Source organism: Aeromonas sp. S5(2024) (genome assembly GCF_041403025.1).
GTDB lineage: Bacteria > Pseudomonadota > Gammaproteobacteria > Enterobacterales > Aeromonadaceae > Aeromonas > Aeromonas hydrophila.
This window is the reverse complement of record NZ_JBGLRI010000002.1, coordinates 141,018-161,115: the sequence shown is the minus strand read 5'-3', so window position 1 is coordinate 161,115 and position 20,098 is coordinate 141,018. Positions and strand designations below refer to the sequence as shown.

At 66.2% G+C, this 20,098-nt stretch carries 10 protein-coding genes; 2 read left to right on the top strand and 8 right to left on the bottom strand.

The window, feature by feature from the left end; genetic code table 11:
• Positions 1 to 59: 59 nt before the first annotated feature.
• The 7 genes from amoH to amoC all read right to left on the bottom strand — a co-directional run bounded on the left by amoH (position 60) and on the right by amoC (position 15,677).
• Entirely contained in the window at positions 60 to 1,604 is a 1,545-nt protein-coding gene (gene amoH / locus ACB032_RS04560; protein WP_371137456.1) for an amonabactin biosynthesis glycine adenylation protein AmoH, read from the bottom strand.
• A complete protein-coding gene (gene amoG, locus ACB032_RS04555) occupies positions 1,601 to 7,900 on the bottom strand; it encodes an amonabactin biosynthesis non-ribosomal peptide synthetase AmoG (RefSeq protein WP_371137455.1) in 6,300 nt (2,099 codons plus the stop codon). The genes amoH and amoG overlap by 4 nt, the downstream gene beginning before the upstream one ends.
• A gap of 14 nt (positions 7,901 to 7,914) precedes the next feature.
• Positions 7,915 to 8,664 carry an amonabactin biosynthesis protein AmoA gene (amoA, locus tag ACB032_RS04550; protein ID WP_214005762.1) on the bottom strand — a complete coding sequence of 250 codons (750 nt, stop codon included), beginning with the start codon at positions 8,662 to 8,664 and terminating at the stop codon, positions 7,915 to 7,917.
• 20 nt (positions 8,665 to 8,684) lie between these two features.
• Complete coding sequence (gene amoF / locus ACB032_RS04545) at positions 8,685 to 11,801, bottom strand: amonabactin biosynthesis non-ribosomal peptide synthetase AmoF (protein ID WP_371137454.1); 3,117 nt, start codon at positions 11,799 to 11,801, stop codon at positions 8,685 to 8,687.
• Positions 11,798 to 12,721: an amonabactin biosynthesis bifunctional protein AmoB gene (gene amoB / locus ACB032_RS04540; RefSeq protein ID WP_124253025.1), complete on the bottom strand. Its 924-nt coding sequence runs from the start codon at positions 12,719 to 12,721 to the stop codon at positions 11,798 to 11,800. Before amoB ends, amoF begins: the two co-directional genes overlap by 4 nt.
• A gap of 24 nt (positions 12,722 to 12,745) precedes the next feature.
• Positions 12,746 to 14,407 (bottom strand): amonabactin biosynthesis (2,3-dihydroxybenzoyl)adenylate synthase AmoE, encoded by a 1,662-nt coding sequence (gene amoE / locus ACB032_RS04535; protein WP_371137453.1) that lies wholly within the window; start codon positions 14,405 to 14,407, stop codon positions 12,746 to 12,748.
• Positions 14,408 to 14,483: 76 nt separating this feature from the next.
• Complete coding sequence (gene amoC / locus ACB032_RS04530; RefSeq protein WP_371137452.1) at positions 14,484 to 15,677, bottom strand: amonabactin biosynthesis isochorismate synthase AmoC; 1,194 nt, start codon at positions 15,675 to 15,677, stop codon at positions 14,484 to 14,486.
• A 325-nt stretch (positions 15,678 to 16,002) separates the two neighbouring features.
• Between amoC and ACB032_RS04525 the strand changes: the two genes are divergently transcribed.
• Complete coding sequence (locus ACB032_RS04525) at positions 16,003 to 16,554, top strand: lipoprotein (protein WP_324015433.1); 552 nt, start codon at positions 16,003 to 16,005, stop codon at positions 16,552 to 16,554.
• Between the two features lie 145 nt (positions 16,555 to 16,699).
• The gene (locus tag ACB032_RS04520; RefSeq protein ID WP_371137451.1) at positions 16,700 to 18,700 is read left to right on the top strand and encodes a hypothetical protein; all 2,001 of its coding nucleotides are present in this window, start codon (positions 16,700 to 16,702) and stop codon (positions 18,698 to 18,700) included.
• Positions 18,701 to 18,777: 77 nt separating this feature from the next.
• On the opposite strand, the gene glgC is transcribed toward ACB032_RS04520, so the two are convergent.
• Positions 18,778 to 20,052, bottom strand: a complete 1,275-nt coding sequence (gene glgC / locus ACB032_RS04515; protein WP_011706313.1) for a glucose-1-phosphate adenylyltransferase — start codon at positions 20,050 to 20,052, stop codon at positions 18,778 to 18,780.
• Positions 20,053 to 20,098: the final 46 nt, after the last annotated feature.

The window sequence follows — 20,098 nt, the reverse complement described above, 5'->3', positions numbered from 1 at the left end:
ATCAGCGCCCACAAAGAAGCCCGCATATGCGGGCTTCTTTTTTATCTGCTGCGCGGCACTTACTCGGGCAAGGGCAGCGCCTTTCTGTCCAGCTTGCCGCTGCCGGTCTTGGGCAGGGCATCCAGCAGGATGAGCCGCGCCGGCACCATGTAGTGCGGCAGCGTCGCCTGCAGCCCCTTGCGCAGGGCGAGGCGATTGAGGATCACCCCGGACTTGGCCTCCACGTAGCCCACCAGCATGGCGTCATCCCCCTCGCCCACCAGACGCACCGCCGCCTCCTGCACCCCGGCCTGACGGCGCAGCCCCGCCTCCACCTCGCCGAGCTCGATGCGAAAACCGCGCAGCTTGACCTGATCGTCGCGCCGCCCCAGATAGAGGAAACGGTCCGCCCCCAGTCGGCGCACCCGATCGCCGGTGCGATAGAGGCGATGGGTGGCAAGGCGCAGGAAGGCGGCGCTGGTCAGGGCCGGCTTGCGCCAGTACCCCTCGCACAGGGCCGGGCTCTCGATGCAGAGCTCGCCGCACTCTCCCTCTGCCACCGGCTGCCCCGCCTCGTCCAGCACCCAGTGCCGATAGCCGGGCAGGCTGTGGCTGATGGTGATCTGGCCATCAGTCGGTGGCCAGATCACCTCGCTCACCAGCGACCAGACGGTGGCCTCGGTGGGCCCGTAGCAGTTCCACAGCCGCCGGGTGCGGGCACAGAGCTGCTCGGCCAGACCTGGGTCCAGCGCCTCACCGCCGCACAGGGCGGTGAGGGTATTGCGCCCCTGCCAGCCGGCCTTGAGCAGCATGCGCCAGCAGGCCGGGGTCGCCTGCAGCCAGTTGATGGAGGGATCGGCCTCGAGCAAGGCCTGCATCCCCAGCGGATCCTTGTTGTGCTCGCCGCCGGCCACCGTCAGCCGGCCACCACCCCAGAGCGGCCCCAGCATCTCCAGCAGCGAGATGTCGAAGGCCGGGGTGGTGATGAAGAGCCAGTGGCAGCCAGGTGAGAGCCCGAGCCGCTCGCGGATCCCGTCGAGGAAGCAGAGCAGGGCCCGCCGGCTGATGACCACCCCCTTGGGCTCGCCGGTGGAGCCCGAGGTAAACATCATGTAGGCGGCCAGGGCGTCATCCACCTGGGGCCAGGAGACGGGCCCTGCCGCTGCCGGCCCATCGAGGGTGCGCAGCGGACAGCCGAAGGCGGGAGCCGGCCTGTCGCCGTCGCAGATCACCGCCGACAGGCGCGCCTGACGGGCGATCCCTTGCAGCCGCTCGACCGGAAAATCCGGCTCAAGGGGCACGAAGGTGAGGCCGAGGCGCAGGCAGGCCAGCAGGCTGGCCACCAGATCGGGGCTGCGGGAGAGATAGAGGCCGACCCGCTCCCCCACCGCCAGCCCCTGCAGGCGGGCGGCAATCTGGGCCACCCGATCATTGAGCGCGCCGTAGCTAAGCCACTGCTCATCTGATCCGCCCTCACTGATGCCCTCCCCGCCCATACGAATGGCGGGGGCCAGAGGGGTGGCGGCCAGACATGCCGCCAGCCGCGCACCCAGATTGGCCGCCCCCTCGCGGGGGGCAGGCCGGGTTTGCACGAGCGAAGCCTCATGCTTGATGGTCACTGTCATAGCGCGGCCTCCGTTTGGCGCACCAGCCAGTGCCAATAGAGCCGGCTGGGGGATGGATGGGCCTTGAGCATCTGCAGGGTAAGCGGCGCCCGCTCCTGGCCAAACGCCTCGTTGAGAGCCGCCAGCAGGGCGAGCTGCTGCACCGAATCCACCCCGAGTTCACACAGGGTCTGCTGCCAGATGCCGGGCACGCCGCACTGGCGCTCCCACAGGGCCACCAGCGCGCGGGCCTCGGCCGGCGGCTGAGCCAGGCCGGACTCAACCTTGGTGGCGGCCACTTGTGTAACAGTCGATGGTGTGGCTGCTCCTTGCGCTGGGGACGGCACGGCCGCCGCCACTCTGGCCGGCTGGCTCAGGTCCGCCTGCGCCAGCCAGTCGAGCTCAGCCAGCCAGTCAGCCAGCACAGCCTCGGCCCGGGCCTCGGGGATCTGCTCGCCGTCGAATTCGAGCCGCAGCTGGAGCATCTCGCCCCGGCTGCTGACCACCAAGGAGAGCGGCAGCTCCACCTTCTCCACCACGGTGCCAAAGCGCGGCACCAGCTGGTGGGGTTCGGGGGCGGCAGGGACCGCCGGCATGGGGTAGTTCTCGAACACGAACAGACTCTGGAACAGGCGTGCTCGGCCTTTGGTCAGTGCTGCCAGCGACTGGGTGCCGTGCTCGTTGAGCGCCATCAAATCGGTCTGCAACCGGGCGATATGCTCGGCCAGCGTCAGCTCGGTGCACCACGCCAGGGCCAGTGGCAGGCTGTTGATGTAGAGCCCGACGCTCGCGGTGATCCCCTCGATGGGATAGTCCCGGCCCGGGGTCACGTTGCCCACTAGGGTGACGGCATCGCCAGAGCGGCGTGCCAGCAGACGGTGCCAGGCATATTGGGCCAACAGGCCCGCGGTCACGCCAAGGTCGCGGGCACGATGGGCGAGCAAGGTCGCCACCTCGGCCGGCAGCGCCGTGGCGCACACCGCCGGTCGCTGCTGGGTATGGCGCCCGCTTGAGCTAGCGTCCAGCGTCACCCCGAACAGGCAGGCGAGATCGTTAGGCTTGGCCAAGAGCTCGCCCCGCCCCTGCCAGTAGGCGTCGGCGCTGCGGGTTTGGCTCGCGATATGGCGGCCAAATTCGAGCCAGGCGGTATCCGGCTCGCCCTGCGGCAACAGGCCGTTCATCAGCGCCTGATAGCCGCGATGCAAGGAACCCAGCAACACGGGACCACTCCAGCCATCCAGCACGCCGTGATGGGCGCTGAAGATCACCTTGTGGTGATCGGGGGCCAATTTGAAGCAGGCAAGGCGCAGCAGGGGCGCCTGATCCAGCGGGATCGGGCGGGCCAGATCCTGCTGGCGGTAGGCCTGGACCCGTGCCTCTGCATTTTCCACTTCAGACAAATCCTCATAGTGGAATGGCAACTCGGCGCGCTTCAAGATGCGCTGCAGCGCAACCCCGTCCGCCAGTACCAGTTCACTGCGAAGGACCGGCCAGCAGGCAATCTGCCCCTGCCAAGCCTGACGGTAGACCGCCACGTCCAGCGGCTGGTGATAGTCCATCTCGGTCTGCAGGTGATAGGCGTGATCCCGGGGCAGCAACGCCCTGTGATGGAACATGCTCTGCTGAAGCGAGGTCATGGGCAGCAGGGTCTCCACCTCGCGTCCGCTCAGCACCCGATCGAGCGCGGCTTGCGAGAGGCCAAGCCCCGGGAAGTCGCTCGGGGTGTGGCGTGGAGCCTTCAGGTTGCAGCAGTGCTCCACCAGCGCCGTCAGGTTGTCCGCCAGCCGCGCCATCAGGGCATCGCTCGCCTGCTGGTTGAGGGCGCCGACCTGGCGCAGGGTGAGGCGACCGTTGTAGACACCCCCGTGCAGACTGACCAGCTCGCGCGGCAGGTTGTCAGGGGACGTGGGAGCCCCCGGCGCCAGCGGCAGGGGTTGCCAGGGTTGAGCGGCCTCGCCCTGATGGCTGACCCCCAGATAGTTGAAGACCACCAGGGCTTCGGGCAGTGCCCAGCCACGGGGGTGGTGCAGCCGCAGGGCGTTGAAGCCCACCCCCTTGTCCGGCACGGCGCGCAGCTGCTCCTTGGTGGCGCACACCAGCGCATCCCACGCCCCGGCATCCGCCAGCGCCAGCGGGTAGGTGCTGGTGAACCAGCCCAGGGTACGGCTCACGTCCAGTTCAGCATCGATGGTCTCACGGCCGTGCCCTTCCAGCATCACGCAGTGACGGCTGCCGTAACCCTGCTCGCTCAGGGTACGGGTCAGGGCCGCCAGCAGCAGGTCGGGCACCCGGGTGAAGTAGGCCTGGTTGGCGGTGTCGATGAGGCGGGCCGTGGTCTCCTGACTCAGTTGCAGCAGGCTGGCGGCGGCGCGGCCATCGGCAGCGCGCGCCGCTTCCAGCAGGTGACCCTGGCTGCCTTCCCCCTGAGCCAGCCAGAAGCCAAGCTGTTCCTCTTCCCTTTTGGCGTAGGCCGCGAGCCCCTCGCCCCACTGGCGATAGCTGCTGCCCTTGACGGGCAGCGGCTCACCCCTGCTCACCCGTGCCAGATCTTCGGCCAGGATGCGCCAGGAGACCGCATCGATCACCAGGTGATGGAAGGCGAGGAAGAGCCCCTCCACCGTCTCGCCCTCGCGATCCCCCTCGAGGGCGAGATTGCGCAGGCGGGCCCAGGCCAGGGTGTGGCCGCTGGCAGGGTCGAGATCCCCCTGCAGCTCGGTCAGGCGGGCCTGCAGTTCGGCCTCATCGAGGTTGCCGGCATCCAGGGTCGGCAGCGGCGGCAATGGCAGTTCGGCCAGGTAGCGCTGGCCGGTCGGGGTCACCGCCAGACGCAGGGCATCGTGGTGCTGGCGCAACGCATCCAGCCAGCCGCGCAGGGCCTCATCGTCCACCCCGGCCGGCAGGCGCAGGATCACCCCCTGGTTCCAGTGACCGGACTTGGCAAAGCCCTGCTCGAAGAACCAGTGCTGAATGGGATGAAGCGGGAACTCGCCGGTCAGGCTGCCCTGCTCGCTTCTGTGGCTGACGGCCTGCTGCTGGCCGAGCTGGCGGCAGAGGCGGCGCACCGTCTTGGCTTCGAACACGTCCTTCACGCTGCAGTGCAGTCCCGCATCCCGCAGCCGGGTGGTGAGCTGGATGCTGAGGATGGAGTCACCGCCCAAGCGGAAGAAGTCATCCTCCACCCCGAGCGGTTGCTTGAGCACCCCTTGCCAGATGGCGAGCACGGTCTGCTCCAGTTCGTTTTGCGGCTCGCCCTTGCTCTGCTGCCAGACGATGGCGGGCAGGCGGCGCAAGTCCAGCTTGCCGTTGGGGGTGAGCGGCATCTCGGGCAGCCAGCACAGGCGCGCCGGCACCATGTATTCGGGCAGGCACTCGCCGGCCCGCTGCAGCAGGGCATCGCCGTCGGGCTCGCTGGCCCCGGCCTGCAGACAGGCGTAAGCGAGCAGGCGCCCCTCCTGCACCACTACCTTGATCTGGCGCATCGCCGGGCACAATTCGGCGAGCCGGGTCTCTATCTCCCCCGGCTCGATGCGATAGCCGCGCAGCTTGATCTGCTCGTCTATCCGGCCCAGATACTGGATGTTGCCGTCGCGGCGCAGCAGGGCCCGATCGCCGGTGCGATAGAGGCGATGGGGTCGATCAGCCAGCGCCAGCTCGATAAAGGCCTCCTGGGTGCGCTCCGGCAGATTGAGGTAGCCGCGGGCCAGCCCCAGCCCCGCCAGGCAGAGCTCGCCGGGGACCCCCACCGGGCAGAGGTTGCCCGCCTCGTCCAGGATCAGCGCCTTCAGGTTGTTGACGGGTCGACCGATGGTGATGGGCGCCCCCGGGTTGAGCCGCGCGCAGAGCGCGGTGACGGTACACTCGGTCGGGCCGTACATGTTGAACAGGGCCACCCGCTCTCCCCAACGCTCCACCAGGCTGCTCGGGCACGCCTCACCGCCAAAACCGATGGCCTTGAGGGAACCGAGCTCCGCCGGTGGCAACAGGTTTGCCAACAGCGCCGTGGGCAGGATCATGTGGCTGGCACCACAATCGATCGCGGCACTGATCACCCCCTCGCCCGGCTCGCCGAAGTGCAGGGCCGCGCCGCAGTACAGGGGCAGCAAGCTGGTCATGTTGCCCGCATCGAACGAGAGGGACATGCAGTTGAACATGGCGCCATTCTGATCAAGGGCGATGCGATCGCCGTGATCCGCCATCAGGTTGACCAGGCTGCCCTGCTCCACCATGACTCCCTTGGGCAGGCCGGTGCTGCCGGAGGTATAGATGATCTGGGCCAGCATGGTGGCGTCCCGAGGCAATGCGGGCATGCTGGTTGGCATCTTGTCCAGCGCAAGCTGGTGCAGATCGTGATACTCGGCAGTCGTGCCCGCCAGCGCCTCGCCAAGCCGCGGGTCCGGCACGCCACCCAGCACCAGGCTGATGGATGCATCGCCAAGGATATGAGCCAGCCGCTCGGCGGGATAGGCAGGATCGAGGGGCACATAGGCCGCCCCCGCCTTCCAGCAGGCGAGCAGGGCGATGACGAAGGCGACATCGCGTCTGGCCTGGATGCCGATGGCGGCGCTCGGGGTAACGCCGCAGGATTGCAGCCAGTGGGCCAACCGGTTGGCACGCACCTCCAGCTCGCCATAGGTCAACGATTGCACGCCGTCGCTGACCGCCAGCGCATCCGGCAACTGAATAGCGCGCCGCTCGATATGACAGAGCAGGGTGTCACGGCTCGGGTAGTCCAGCGGCAGGTCGGCAAGCTGTGCGGCCAGCGCCGCCTGGTCGGTGCCCGCCTCCAGCGGCAGTTGCCAGATGTCGGTCTCGGGGGCCGCCACCACGGCGCGCATCAGGTGCAGCAGGCGATCGGCGTAGGCCTGGATGGTCTCTCGCTCGAACAGGGCGGTGGCAAACAGCCAGTCCACTCTGACGGAGTCCATCAGCTCGGTCACCTTGACCGAGATGTCGGTCTTGGCCGGCAGCACCGGCGAGGTCTCCTCCACCAGCTGGCAACCGGGGATAAGATCGTTGAAGTCCACCTTGGCCTGATAGACCAGCATGATCTGGAAGATGGGGTTGATGGCGGTGGTGCGATCGGCGCCGATGGCCTCGGCCAGCGCCTCGAAGCGGTAGAGTTGGTGATCGAAGGCCGCCAGATCCTCCTCCCGGCACTGCTGCAGATAGTCGACAAAGCTGGGGCGCCCTGTCAGCTGGGTTCTCAGCACCAGGGTGTTGACGAAAAAGCCCACCAGCGACTCGATCTCGTGGCGCTCGCGATAGGCGAGCGGGGTGCCGATCACCACCTCCTTCTCGCCGCTCTGGCGCACCATCAGCAGGGCAAACAGGGCGTGCAGACCGATGAAGTTGGAGGTGCTGTGGCGCTGACACAGGCGCTTGAAGCTCTCCCACAGCTCATTGTCGATGGTGGAGAAGACCAGCTCGCCGCCGCTGTCCTGATGGGCCGGACGCGGCTTGTCCAGCGGCAGACCGTGTACCTCGGGGCTGCCACCGAGCCGGTCGACCCAGAACGGTTTGAACTCGGCGTGATAATCGAGAAAACGGTCCGAGTTGAACCAGCGGGCATAGTCGATGTAGGTGAGCGGTAGCTCGCTCACCTGCAGGGGCTCGCGGTTCTGATGGGCAAGAAAGGCGCGCTTGAGATCCGCGAACATGTTCTTGACCGACCAGCCGTCGGAGATGATGTGGTGCTGGGTGATCAGCAGCACGTGCTCGCGGCTGCCGAGCCGGATCAGGTGCACCCGGCTCAGATCCCCCTGGGTCAGGGAGAAGGGACACCCAATCTCTTCCCGCACCCGGCGGGCCACATAGGCCTCCCGCTCGGCAGCGGGCTCTGCGCTCACGTCCTCAATCTGCAACGTGAAGGGCGTGTGGGGCAGGATCTCCTGTGCCCCCCTGCCCGCCTCGTCCTTGATGAAGCGGGTACGCATGCTGGGGTGGCGGGCAAACAGGTGGTCGAAGGCAAATTCCAGCGCCGCCGTGTCCAGCTCTCCCTTGACGCGAAAATAGACCGGCATGTTGTAGAGGTGGGAGGCCTCCTCGTACTGCTCGATAAACCAGAGCCCGCTCTGGGATGACGAGAGCGGCCCCTGCCGGGCGCCCTCGGCATCACGTTGCGCAAGAATGGGCGCCTCGAAGGCGGCACGGGCCGCCAGGCAGCGCACCAGCTCATCCTTGTGGGCCTTGATGGTGGCGCCGATGGCCGGTGTCACCGCCTCCTTGCTCGACTGGGAGATAAGCTGGCCCTTGTCGTTCAGCGCCAGCTTGACCCCCTGCCGTTCCAGCTGTTTCAACAGCAAAATCATATTGTTCATCTGTTTCTCAAGCCTCAGGCACTCAGGGTGGCGCCGCCGTCGACGACCAGATCCTGCAGCGTGATGTGGCTGGCCAGATCCGAGGCCAGGAAGAGGACGGTATGGGCGATCTCCGCCGGGGTGGCGACCTTGCGCAGGGGAATGCCGAGCTTGAACTGCTCCGGTAACCCGGCAATGGTGCGGGCCATGGCCTCCTCGCTTGGCAGCATGCCGCGCAGCATGGGGGTATCCGTCGAACCCGGTGACACCAGGTTGGCGCGCACGCCGAAGGGGGCCAGCTCCAGCCCCACCGTCTGGGTCAGGCTGGTGACCGCCGCCTTGGAGGCGCAATAAGCCGCCATCTGCATGCGCGGCACATGGGCCGCGTTGGAGCCGATGGTGACGATGGCACCGCGCTGCTGCCCCTTGAAGTGGGGCACCAGGGCCCGCAGCAGGTAGAAGACGCCGCTGGCGTTGACCGTCATGCAGTCGTGCCAGTCGTCATCGCTTAAAGTTTCGGTGGGGCCGAGGCGCAGCACCCCGGCCCCGTTCACCAGCACATCCAGCCCGCCGTCCGCCAGCAGCGCTGCGCAGCAGGCGTTGACCGCCTTCGAATCGCCAATATCGAGCAGCCGGGTGGCATAGGGGTAATCGGCTTCGGGAAACGCCAGATCCAGCCCCACCACGATTGCTCCGGCCGCCACGAACTGCGTTGCCACCTCGCGGCCGATGCCGCGCCCGGCCCCGGTCACCCAGACCCGCTTGCCAGTGAAATCAAAGGCCATTGCTTGTTGCTCCTTGCTCATCACCACACCATCTCCACGCTCTCTTCGTCCTCGGAAAGCAGGCCGTCGAGGAAACGGCAGAAGTCATCGAGGCGCGGGTGATCGAACACATCGGAAACCTTGACCTGCACCCCGAACTCGGCGCCGAGCCGGTTGACGATCTGGATGGTCTGCAGGGACTGGCCCCCCAGTTCGAAGAAGTTGTCGGCGGGCGCCATGGTGGCGAGCCCCAGGATCTGCTGCCAGATGGTGCCGACCCGGTTCTCGGTCTCGCTGCCCAGGGTCAACGCTGCGCCGCCCGCCTGGTAGGCGGCCAGCAGGGCCTTGCGATCCAGCTTGTTGGAGCCGGTGCGGGGCAGCTGGTCATAGTGGCGATAGTCGGTGGGGATCATGGCGGCAGGCAGCACCTTGGCCAGCTGCGCCTTGATGACCCGACTGTCGCGCTCCGGCCCCGCCACGAAGGCCACCAGCCGGCGCACGCTGCCGATGCTCACCCCCTGCACGCAGGCCTCATCCACCCCCGGCAGGGCCAGCAGCTGGGCCTCCACCTCGCCGGGCTGGATGCGATAGCCGCTTATCTTGAATTCGTTGTCGCGCCGGCCGAGGTAGACCAGCCGGCCAGCCACCAGCCGCACCCGATCGCCGGTGCGATAGACGGGCAGCTCCTCCCCACCTATCCGCAGGGTGCCAAAGCTGCCTTGTACGCCCCCCACGTAGCCGTTGGCCAGCTGCGGGCCGAGCAGCACCAGCTCCCCCTCGCTGGCGGGTTGCTCCCCCGCCCCCAGGATGAGCGCCTGCATGCCGGGCAGCGGCAGGCCGATAGGCAACTGGGTCTGGCTCGGGTCTTCCTGCTGCAGCTCCTGGGTGGTCACCACCACTGTGGTCTCGGTGGGGCCGTAGGTGTTGAACAGGCGCACATCGGAGCGGCCCTGGCGCTGCCACTGGGCCAGCTGCTCAGGGTAGACCGCCTCGCCGCCGATGATGACGGTGGCCAGATTGGCAGGAATGTGGGCCTGGCCCGCCGTCAGCGCCACCACCCACTCGTTCCAGAACGCGGTGGGCAGGTCGAGGTGGGTGATCCCCATCTGCTCCACCCCGGCCGCAAAGGCGGGCATGGATTCGAGCAGGGCGTCGGTGCGCAGCACCAGGGTGGCACCGGCGCTCAGGGTGGCGAACACCTCCTCGATGCTGGCGTCGAAGTTGAAGGGGGCGAATTGCAGCATCCGCGCCTCTTCATCCAGGTGATAACGGCAGCGGGCCGCAGCGGCGAAGTGATCCAGCGCACCGTGACTGACCGCCACCCCCTTGGGCAGACCGGTCGAGCCCGAGGTGAACATCAGGTAGGCGACGGCGCGGCCGGCTGCCGGCTGGTTCAAGCGGTTATCGCTCACCAGATCCCCCGCCAGAAGATCCCCAACCAAGAGAGTACGCCCCTCAAACAGGCTGGCCAGCTTGTGACGGTACTCGGCCTGGGTGATCAGGGTCTTGACCTCCCCCAGCCGCAGAATATGGCCCTGACGCTCCAGCGGCTGCTCGGGATCGAGCGGCACGTAGACGGCGCCGGCCAGCAGCACCGCCAGCTGGGCGAAGATGGCCTGGGGGGTGCGGGCCAGCATGACCCCCACCTTGTCGCCGGGGGCGACGCCTGCGGCCTGCAGGGCAGCCGCCATCTGTTCGGATCTGGCCAGCAGCGCCTCGTAGCTGAAGCGGGCCTCTCCCTGCTCCGTGCTCTGAATCAAGGCGATCTTGTCCGGGGTCTGGGCGGCGAAGTGGCAGAGCGCCTCCAGCACCGGCCGTGCCTTGAGCATTTCATGGGCGGGGCCGGCGATCAGGGCGCTGGCCCGCTGCTCCGCCAGCCAGTCGGCCTTGAGCGCACCCAGGGTCTGGGCGGGCTCGGCCAGCCAGCGGCCCAGCAGGGCAAACAGGGTATCGGCGATGGCTGCCAGATCCGCCTGACAGTAGCAGCCGGGGTTGGCGTCCAGATCCAGTCTGGGCTGGCCATCGACGCCGACCTGCACCTCGATGGTGAGATCCTCAACCGGGCCGGCGCTGATGTTGAGAATATGGGCAGATAGCGGCCCGAAGCGGCGAGCGTGATCGAACGGCATGATGTTGACCAGTGGGCCGAACAGGCGCTTGTCGCCCCCCACCAGGCCAAGGTCGCGGCGCAGCAGTTCGTAGCGGTAGTGCTGGTGTTTGCGCACCCCGCGCTTGGCCTTGGCCACGGCGCCGGCGGCCTCCGCCAGACTCAGCCCCTCTTCGAGCTCCAGAGCAAGAGGGGTGATGTTCATCTGCATGCAGGGCACGGTCAACGATGCCGAGCCGATGCGGTTCATCATCATCAGGCCGAGCAGGGTCTTATCCTGGCCGCTCGACAGCGACAGTTGGGCAGAGAGGCCGGCCAGCAGCAGATCGGGCCAGCCCTGCTTGTGCTCGTCGGCAAAGCCGGTCAGGGATTGCCACAGCGCAGCCGGCAGCGGACGGCTCTCGCGGAGAAATTCGGCCGCGATGGGCGCGCGGGTCTCGCCAAAGGACTTCACCTCGGGCCAGCCTTGCAGCTGCTCCTGCCAGAAGGTGCGGGCGGCGGCGTTCTTGCCGCTCTGCTCGCGGCTCGCCTCTTCCGCCAGCACCTCAGCCAACGAGCCGAAGGGGGATGGGGAGTGCATCTCACCGGCCAGCCCCTCTGCATACAGCTCGGCGATGCGCTGGAACAGCAAGGTGGTACCAAAACCGTCGAGGGCGATGTGGTGCACGCAGCTATAGAGATAATCGCGGCCGGGGCCGCGCAGCAGGGCGAAGCGGCAGGGCGCCTCTTGGGTCAGCTCGAACGGGCGGCGCAGATCGGCCCAGGCCCAAGCGCGGGCCAGCGTCTCGTCATCGCGCTCGAGGGAGACCTCTTCATAGGCCAGAGGCTGCTCAGCCGGGACGAAGCAGACCGCCTCGCCGTTTTGCTCGAAATGGCCCTTGAGCGCCTCGCACTCCCCCACCGCCTTGGCAAGGGCCGCGGCCAGCACGGCCGCCTCGACCTTGCCATCGAAGGCGATGCACTCGGCGGTGTTGAACATCGCCTTGTCGTCGTTGAGCAGATGTCCGGACCAGAGCCCCTGCTGGGGAATGGTCAAGGGGAAGCGGTTCATGGGGTCACCTCCAGCGCCTGGGCTGCCAGCTTGGCCTCGATGAGGCGCCACCAGCCATTGAGGGTCGGCAGCTTGGCGAGATCCACGAAGCCGAGCTCGACCCCGGCGGCGCGCCACTCGGTGAGCAGGGCCATGATCCGCACCGAATCCAGACCGTAGTCGATGAGGTTCTCGTCGGGGTCAAACTCCCCTTCGTCCTCGTCGATATGGCTCAGCAGCCGCGCCTTGAGCCCCTCATACGTCAGCAACGGATTGGTCAGGAGCGGATTAGTCTGGGCGGCAGAAGCGGAAGCCGGGGCAAGGGCCAGCACCTCCTCGCAGGGGATCACCTTGCCGCAGCGGGTCGCCACGTAGTCGAGCGCCATCTGGTGATCGGCCAGGGAGAAGTCCGCCACCCCGTCCGCCAGGAAGAAGGGCTGGATGTCGCGCATGAAGGCATCGCAGGCGGTCATCATGCAGCCGATATGGCCGTAGATGCCGCCGATGATCAGCTGATCCCGCCCCAGCGCTTTGAGCATCTGCTCGAGCTCGGAGCGCTGGAAGGCGCTGTAGCGCCACTTGACCAGCACGGTGTCATCCCGCTCTGGGCGCAGTGCTGCCACCACCTGCTGCTGTTCGGGCCGCTTGTTGAGACCCGGGCCCCACATGTCGTTGAGCAGGGCGCGATCTTCAGGGGATTGATCCTTGGGCTGGGCGGTGTAGAAGACCGGGATGCCGAGGGCCTTGCACTGCTTGCGCACGGCGGCCAGGCGCTCGGTGAGCGCCGCGATCAGCGGGCTGTTTTCACCATAGAAGGCGGTGAAGTACTCCTGCATGTCGTGGATCAGCAGGGCGGCGCGTTTGGGATCCAGAGACCAGTCGACCTTGTTGGCCTTCCACTGGCTGGGCATGGCGTAATTGTTCAGGGTTGGGATAGCCATAACGTCATGATTCCTTTTTTAGTTTTATGCTGTTGTCAGGGGCTGGTTGGCGGCGATGGCGTGCGCAATGCGCGCCCGCAGCCCCTGCTTGTCAATCTTGCCCACCGCCGTCATGGGCAGGGCGTCCAGGGTTTCGAAACGGTCGGGCAGCTTGAAGTCCGCCACCCCGCGCTCGCGCAGAAACTTGCGCAAGGCCAGCGGCTTCAAAGCGGGATCCGTGCTGACGATGAAGGCGCAGCTCTTCTCCCCCATGGCGCTGTCGGGCATGGAGACCAGGGCCGCATGGGTGATGGCCGGGTGGTGCAGCAGCTGGTTTTCCACCTCTTCCGCCGCGATCTTCTCGCCGCCCCGGTTGATCTGATCCTTCTGCCGCCCTACCACGGTGAGGTAACCATCGGCATCCTGCACCACCAGGTCGCCGGAGCAGTAGAAGCCCTCGGCATCGAACACCCGGGCGTTGTGGGCCGGGCTCTGGTAGTAACCGCGGAAGGTATAGGGGCCACGGGTGTGCAGGGCGCCAGGCTCGCCGGGAGCGACCGGGTTGCCCGCCTCATCGAGGATGCGCACTTCGTCATCCGGGCTCATGGGGCGGCCCTGGGTATGGATCACCTTCTCGTCGGGGTCGTCCAGCCGGGTGTAGTTGACCAGCCCCTCCGCCATGCCGAACACCTGCTGCAGCCGGCAGCCGAGCAGCGGCCCAATCTTGCTGGCCACCGCCTCCCCCAGCTTGGCGCCGCCCACTTGCAGCAAGTCGAGGCTCTCGAGCTGGGTGCGCGCGGTGGGATCCGCTTCCGCGGCCTGCAGCCAGAGCGAGACCGCCGGCGGCACCAGCGAGGTGAGGTTGACCCTGTGGCGGGCGATCAGCGGGAAACAGCTGATGGGGCTGGGATCGGGTGCGAGCACCACGGTGCCGCCCGCCTCGAATACCCCGAGCGCCCCGGGGGAGCTCAGGGGGAAGTTGTGGGGCGCCGGCAGGGCGCACAGATAGCGGGTGTGGGGCCCCAATTCACAGATTTCATTGCTGCGGCGCACGCTGTACAGGTAGTCATCGTGGGTGCGGGGGATGAGCTTGGGGGTGCCGGTGCTGCCACCGGAGAGCTGGAAGAAGGCCACCTCGTCCGCCGGGGTCGGGCCACGTTTCACCGGCTCACTCTCAGCCCCCTTCGCCAACCAGTGGGTCAGCCCCAGCTCCCCCCCATCGCCATCGAGCAGCACCAGCTCGGCGCCTATGGTTGTCAGCAGCTCGCTCTCGCGACCCTTGCTCGCAAACAGCGGATGAGCCAGCGAGCCGATAAAGAGGCGCGGCGTGATCTGCTCGGCATAAGAGAGGAGCTCCAGCCGGTTGTGGCTAAAGAGCGCGTTGACCGGCGCGATACCGGCCTTGAGCAGGGCAAAGAACACCAGATAGAACTCGGCCACGTTGGGGAGCTGCACCAGAGCTGTGCCCCCTACCTCCAGGCCATGGCGGGCCAGATTCGCGGCCAGCCGGCTCGAAGCGGCGTCCAGTTCGCCATAGCTGAAGCGGCGCTCGCCGCAGAGGATGGCCTCGGCGTCGGGGGCCAGCTCACACTGGCGCGCCAGCATGGCGGTCAGCGGCTCGCCGCGCCAATAGCCCTTGGCGCGGTACAGCTCCGCCAACGCGTCAGGCCAGCGGGTATAGGGCAGGAAGCGGTTGGGCTGGGTCATTGCGCCACCTCCGGACTCAGGCCCAGGGCTTGCAGATTCGGCTGCCCACTCTGCCAACCCAGATATTGAAGCTGGCTCATTGCGCCACCTCCAAATCCAGGCCCAGGGCTTTGAGCATGGTCCCCAGCTTGGTGCCGGTCTCGGCCCACTCCATGGCGGGATCAGAGCCCGCGACGATACCGGCGCCGGCGAACAGCTCGACCTGATGGCCGTCGAGCACGCCGCAGCGGATCACCACGGCCCACTCGCCGTTGCCCTGGCTGTCACACCAGCCGACGATCCCGCTGAACAGGGCGCGCCGGAAGGGCTCCTGCTCACGGATGAACTGGCGGGCCAGATCGGTGGGATAGCCGCACAGGGCCGGGGTGGGATGAAGCTGGCAGGCAAGTGACAATACCGATGCCTCGCCGCCATTGAGCCGCCCGGCGATGGGGGTGCCCAGATGCCAGAGGGTATCCGTGCTCATCAACGAGGGATGAGCGGGGATCGCCAGCTCGCGGCAGTGGGGGGTCAGCACCCGGCGGATCTCGTCGATCACCAACTTGTGTTCATGCTGATCCTTGCGGGAGGCCAGCAGATCCCGGGCCACCATTTCGTCTTGCGCCGGTTCGCTCGCCCGACGGGCGGAGCCCGCCAGCGGGTGGGTGAACACCTCTCCCCCGCTGACCCGCAGCAGCAGCTCGGGGCTGGCGCCAAGCAGGCGACGGTCCTGGCCGAGCGGCAGGGAGAAGTGGAAGGCGTGGGGATTCTGGGCCATCAAACGGGCCATCACCTGCTTAGGATCGGCGGGCTGGTGCAGGGTAAGAGTGAGTTTGCGCGACAACACCACCTTGGCGAGCTTGCCTTGGGCAAACGCATCCAGCGCCGCGCTGACCGAGGCCTGGAATTCGCTGGCCGGCGGGGTGCTCTGCACCGAGATGACCCGGTTGGCCTCGGCGGCCTGCTCTGCCATCGCCGCTGTCACCGGCGCCTGTGCTGCCGGGACAGGGCGATCGCCCCGCTTATAGCGGCCGGGCACATAGAGGCAGGAGGCTTCCGCCGGGTCGAACGCGAAGGCACCGATCAGCAGGGGGTTGGCCTGGCCGGCGGCGCTGGCCGCGGCCAGCGCGTCGGCAATCTGTTGTTCTAGCAAAAGCCATTCACAGGCGGGGGTGGTGATAGGCTGGCCCAAGTCAGTGGCACTGAGCGTGCCCTGACTCGAGGTAAACAAGAATTCGGGCGAAGACGCAGCCTGGGCAGGCGCGCTATTTTCCATCACAAGAGTATCCACGTTACACCCTCAAATATGATTCAAAATGATAATGATTATCAGTTTGTATTTGTGCGGCGGTAAAATACTCGCTTTGAAATCCCCCGGTCAATGGGATTTTTATGCCGATAAAACTGGAACTTATCTGTGGATATGGCGGGTGCCACGGCTGCGGCGGCCCACCGTGCAGGTCCGGCCAGCCTTGTCCGTATGAGCACCGCAGCCAACCCCCCATATGAGGCTGCGACAAAAACCGCGGGCTCGCCGCCCACGCTGGCAGCGAACGCCATTTCCCCCTAAGATGGCGCCATCTTTATGACCATTGTCTCAACCCACGGGATCCTCGATGTTAAAGCACCTGCTTCTGCTCCCCCTCGGCCTGCTGCTGGCCGCCTGTTCACTCACCCAGTACAACGTCAGCGAAGGGGAGATCAACCAATACCTCAAAGAGAGGGTCGCCTTTGAAAAGCAGCTGGGGATCCCCGGCATCATGTCGAGCAAGATCCGCCTCGATGAGATGCAAAGCCGCATCGGTCGCCGCCAGGCCGACCGGGTCGAACTGGATGCTGCCGGCGATCTGCAGGTGGCGAGCCCCCTTGGCAGCCAGCAGATGAAGATCCGCCTCTCCCTGAGCGCCCGCCCCGACTACGTGGCCGAGCAGGGCGCCATCTACCTGCGCGATCTCGAGCTCATCTCGGTCAAGACCGAGCCGGCCGACGTGGGTACCGCTCTCACCCCGCTGCTGCCCACCTTCAACCAGTCGCTCTCGCTGTTCCTCTCCCAGACCCCCGTCTACCGGCTTGACGGCAGTCGCAAGAACGAAGCCAGGATCAAGGATAAAGTCGAAGCCCTCAAGGTGGAACCCGGCCGGCTGGTCATCCCCTTCAAGCTGCTCTGACCCCCAACCGCGCCCCTCTTCTCTTCAACTCCCGGGGCGCGGTTTTTTCTTCTCAAGCTCCCCCCTTTGCCTCATAATGCACACCATTCTCATTTAGATTCATGAGAAGCGTCATAATAAAATCAAACATATGGTGAGAAGGGACATGAGAAAAACCGTACTGGTCCAGGCGATCGCCTGCGCGATCCTGAGCGGCGCCGCACACGCCGCCGTCAAGGTAGAAGACAAGACATTCAACACCGCCGCCAACATGCTGGCCTACACCGAGTTCGAACTCTCCGGCGAGCCGCTGGCCGAGGCCCTCGGTCTGGATCTGGATGTGCTGGACGCCAACCGAGCCGATGAGCCGACCCCATTCGACTTCGCCGCCGGCATCGAATCCTACGAATACTCCGAAGAGGCGATGTACGCCCTCAACTACCAATCCGGCATGGGCCCCCATCTGGTGAACGGTCCGCAAAACCAGGCTCGCGGCGGCACCATGGCCTCCCTCGGCCAGCGGGTGCTGGCCATGGCCGATGCGGTCGGTTTCCCGGCCGATGAAGTGCCGCAGGGCATGTACCCCCTCTCCCTGCCCTACTCCTCCGCCAACCCGGAGTTCGCGCAAGCCGTCAACGCCACCCCGGTCAACGGCGACCAGATCACCATCAAGACCGCCAAGGGCAACGAGAAGAGCGTCAAGACCCAGGTACCGGCCTACTTCCGCGACTACGCCACCCTGCGCTGGAGCGGCAGTGACAACCTGCTGGTGCCGGCAGCCGTGGGCGGCATCCTGCTCAAAGAGGTGATGTGGTCCCAGGACTTCCTCGGCGGCATGCACGTGGCCGACACCGATGAAGAGGTGGAAGCCGCGTCCGCTACCATGGATCAGGACGGCAAGCACAAGCTGGGCGTCTCTGCCGCCGACGGCTTCAACGGCATGATGCTGACCGAGCAGTCCATCGACAAGCTGGCCATCCTGCAGGGTCAGCTCGGCTTTGACGGCAAGCAGCTGGGTGCCAAGATCACCCCGCAGTACGATCCGGCCAAGGGGATCGTCTACTTCCCCCATCAGGTGAAAGTGACCGAGACCGGCAAGAACGACGTCGGCGCCATCGGCAAGCTCGAGGTGGTGGACGGCTCCGCCCAGCTGCGCGACGCCTGGATGATGCTGTGGCCGCTCTCCGAGTTCTACGCCTTCACCGATCAGCGCAGCGCCAACACCAACCAGAACCCGGCCTTCCACGCCGTGTTCGACGGTGCCCCGTTCGCCGCCGCACCGGCCGCCAACAAGGGCAGCGATGCCGCCAAGCTGGTGGCGGGTGACGATGCCTTCTCCCTGGCGCTGAACCTCTCCGGCATGGTGTTCAAGAACCTCAATGCCCTGCACTTCGAGCCCAAGGCCGGCACCCTGGTCGACAGCTGGCAGGCCGGCAAACAGGGCAAGCACGTCACCACCTTTGACGCCGCCTACAGCCTGGTCGCCCTGCAGATCTTCCAGCGCGCCCAGGATGCGCTGCCGGTCGGTTACGCCGCCGGTGACAATGGCGAGCTGAACCTGAAAACCGCTCAGGGCCAGCAGGCGCTGGTGCTCATTCGCCAGCAGGCTGACTTCATCCTCGCCAATCTCAAGGGCAAAAATGGGCTGGTGCACGATGGGGTCACCCTGGGTGGCAAGCTCGATGCCGGCCAGTCCATCGATGCGCAGTTTGCCGCCATCCGCGGCCTGACCGCCGCCTTCCTGGCAACCTCGGATGCCAAGTACCGCACGGCGGCGCGCGAGCTGTTCATCGCCGCCGACAAGGCCTACTTCAATGCCAAGGCCGGTACCTGGCTCGCCGGCAAGCAAGGCGAATACACTCCCTGGACCCAGGCCGCCATCTCCGGCGCCCTGCGCTCCGCCATGCTGAACCTGCGCAACGAAGGCGGCGAGAAAGCCCCGGCGCTGGAGCTGGCCCAGCTGACCCAGCGCTATGTGAGCTGGTTCCGTGGCACCGTCAACGGCGGCATGCAGATGGCCGAGTGGATCGGCGACTCCGGCGAGAACGTCATCGAAGGGGCCGGTGGTGACACCGACGAAGATGGCGTCCCGCAAGTGACCGCCGCCGGTGGCAAGCACGGCACCGCCATGGTGATGGCCGCCAAGGCACTGATCACCGAAAAATAATCAGCCACTCGCTGAATAGAAAAAGGGAGCCATATCGGCTCCCTTTTTAGTTGTGGCGTCTGGCGTTGGGCGTGACATCACCCCAGCTTGGCCAGCATCTCCTTGGTTACCAGCACGATACCCTGCTCGGAGCGATAGAAGCGGCGGCTGTCCTCGTCGGCGTTCTCCCCCACCACCAGCCCATCGGGCAGTTTGCAGCCCTTGTCCACCACCACCCGCCGCAACCGGCAACCCGAGCCGATCTCGACGCCGGGGAAAATGATGGCCTGATCCAGGGTGCAGAAGGAGTGCACCCGCACATGGGTGAACAACACGGAGTTGAGCACGAAGGAGCCGCTGACGATCGAGCCCCCCGCAAACATGGAGTTGATGGTCATGCCGTGCTGGCCATTTCTGTCCTGCACGAACTTGGCCGGCGGCGTCATGGTCTGGCTGGTCCAGATGGGCCAGTTCTCGTCATAGATGTCGAGCTCGGGCACCACGGAGGCGAGATCCATGTTGGCCTCCCAGAACGAATCCAGGGTACCCACGTCGCGCCAGTAGGGTTTCTGCCCCTCCTTGGCCCCCACGCAGGACATGGTGAACGGGTGGGCAAACGCCTTGCCCTCCCCCACGATGCGCGGGATCACGTCCATGCCGAAATCGTGTTTGGACTCCTGATTGTGGATGTCCTCTTCCAGCAGCTGATAGAGGTACTCCGCCTCGAAGATGTAGATGCCCATGGAGGCCAGGGAGACGTTTTCGTTGCCCGGCATGGCGGGCGGATTGGCTGGCTTCTCCACGAAGGCGCGGATCTTGCGCTGCTCGTCGATGTCCATCACCCCGAAGGCGGAGGCCTCCGCGCGCGGCACCTCGATGCAGGCCACCGTCACCTTAGCACCGAGGCGCACGTGGTCGAGCAGCATGGCGGCGTAGTCCATCTTGTAGATGTGATCCCCCGCCAGCACCACTATGTATTTGGGGCCGTAGTCACGGATGATGTCGACGTTCTGGTAGATGGCGTCGGCGGTGCCGCGATACCAGTGCACCTCGTCCACCCGCTGCTGGGCGGGCAGCAAGTCGATGAACTCGTTCATCTGGTAGCGCAGGAAGGACCAGCCCGATTGCAGGTGGCGCAGCAGGCTGTGGGACTTGTACTGGGTCACCACCCCGACCCGGCGAATGCCGGAGTTGATGCAGTTGGAGAGCACAAAGTCGATGATGCGGAACTTGCCGCCAAAATGGACGGCAGGCTTGGCGCGGTTGTCGGTCAACTGCTTCAGGCGACTGCCCCGTCCCCCCGCGAGCACCAAGGCCATACTCTGGTTCAATAGTTGCCGTGCTTTGGCAGTATTTACGGGTTCTAACAACATAATTACCTCTGCCTTGTTTTGGTCCATTTTCGATTCATCTTCGCCT

What these genes read in the sequence shown, in the direction of transcription:
- amoH (WP_371137456.1), bottom strand. Translation starts at nt 1,604, where the DNA reads ATGACAGTGACCATCAAGCATGAGGCTTCGCTCGTGCAAACCCGGCCT.
- amoG (WP_371137455.1), bottom strand. Translation starts at nt 7,900, where the DNA reads ATGAACAATATGATTTTGCTGTTGAAACAGCTGGAACGGCAGGGGGTC.
- amoA (WP_214005762.1), bottom strand. Translation starts at nt 8,664, where the DNA reads ATGGCCTTTGATTTCACTGGCAAGCGGGTCTGGGTGACCGGGGCCGGG.
- amoF (WP_371137454.1), bottom strand. Translation starts at nt 11,801, where the DNA reads ATGAACCGCTTCCCCTTGACCATTCCCCAGCAGGGGCTCTGGTCCGGA.
- amoB (WP_124253025.1), bottom strand. Translation starts at nt 12,721, where the DNA reads ATGGCTATCCCAACCCTGAACAATTACGCCATGCCCAGCCAGTGGAAG.
- amoE (WP_371137453.1), bottom strand. Translation starts at nt 14,407, where the DNA reads ATGACCCAGCCCAACCGCTTCCTGCCCTATACCCGCTGGCCTGACGCG.
- ACB032_RS04525 (WP_324015433.1), top strand. Translation starts at nt 16,003, where the DNA reads ATGTTAAAGCACCTGCTTCTGCTCCCCCTCGGCCTGCTGCTGGCCGCC.
- ACB032_RS04520 (WP_371137451.1), top strand. Translation starts at nt 16,700, where the DNA reads ATGAGAAAAACCGTACTGGTCCAGGCGATCGCCTGCGCGATCCTGAGC.
- glgC (WP_011706313.1), bottom strand. Translation starts at nt 20,052, where the DNA reads ATGTTGTTAGAACCCGTAAATACTGCCAAAGCACGGCAACTATTGAAC.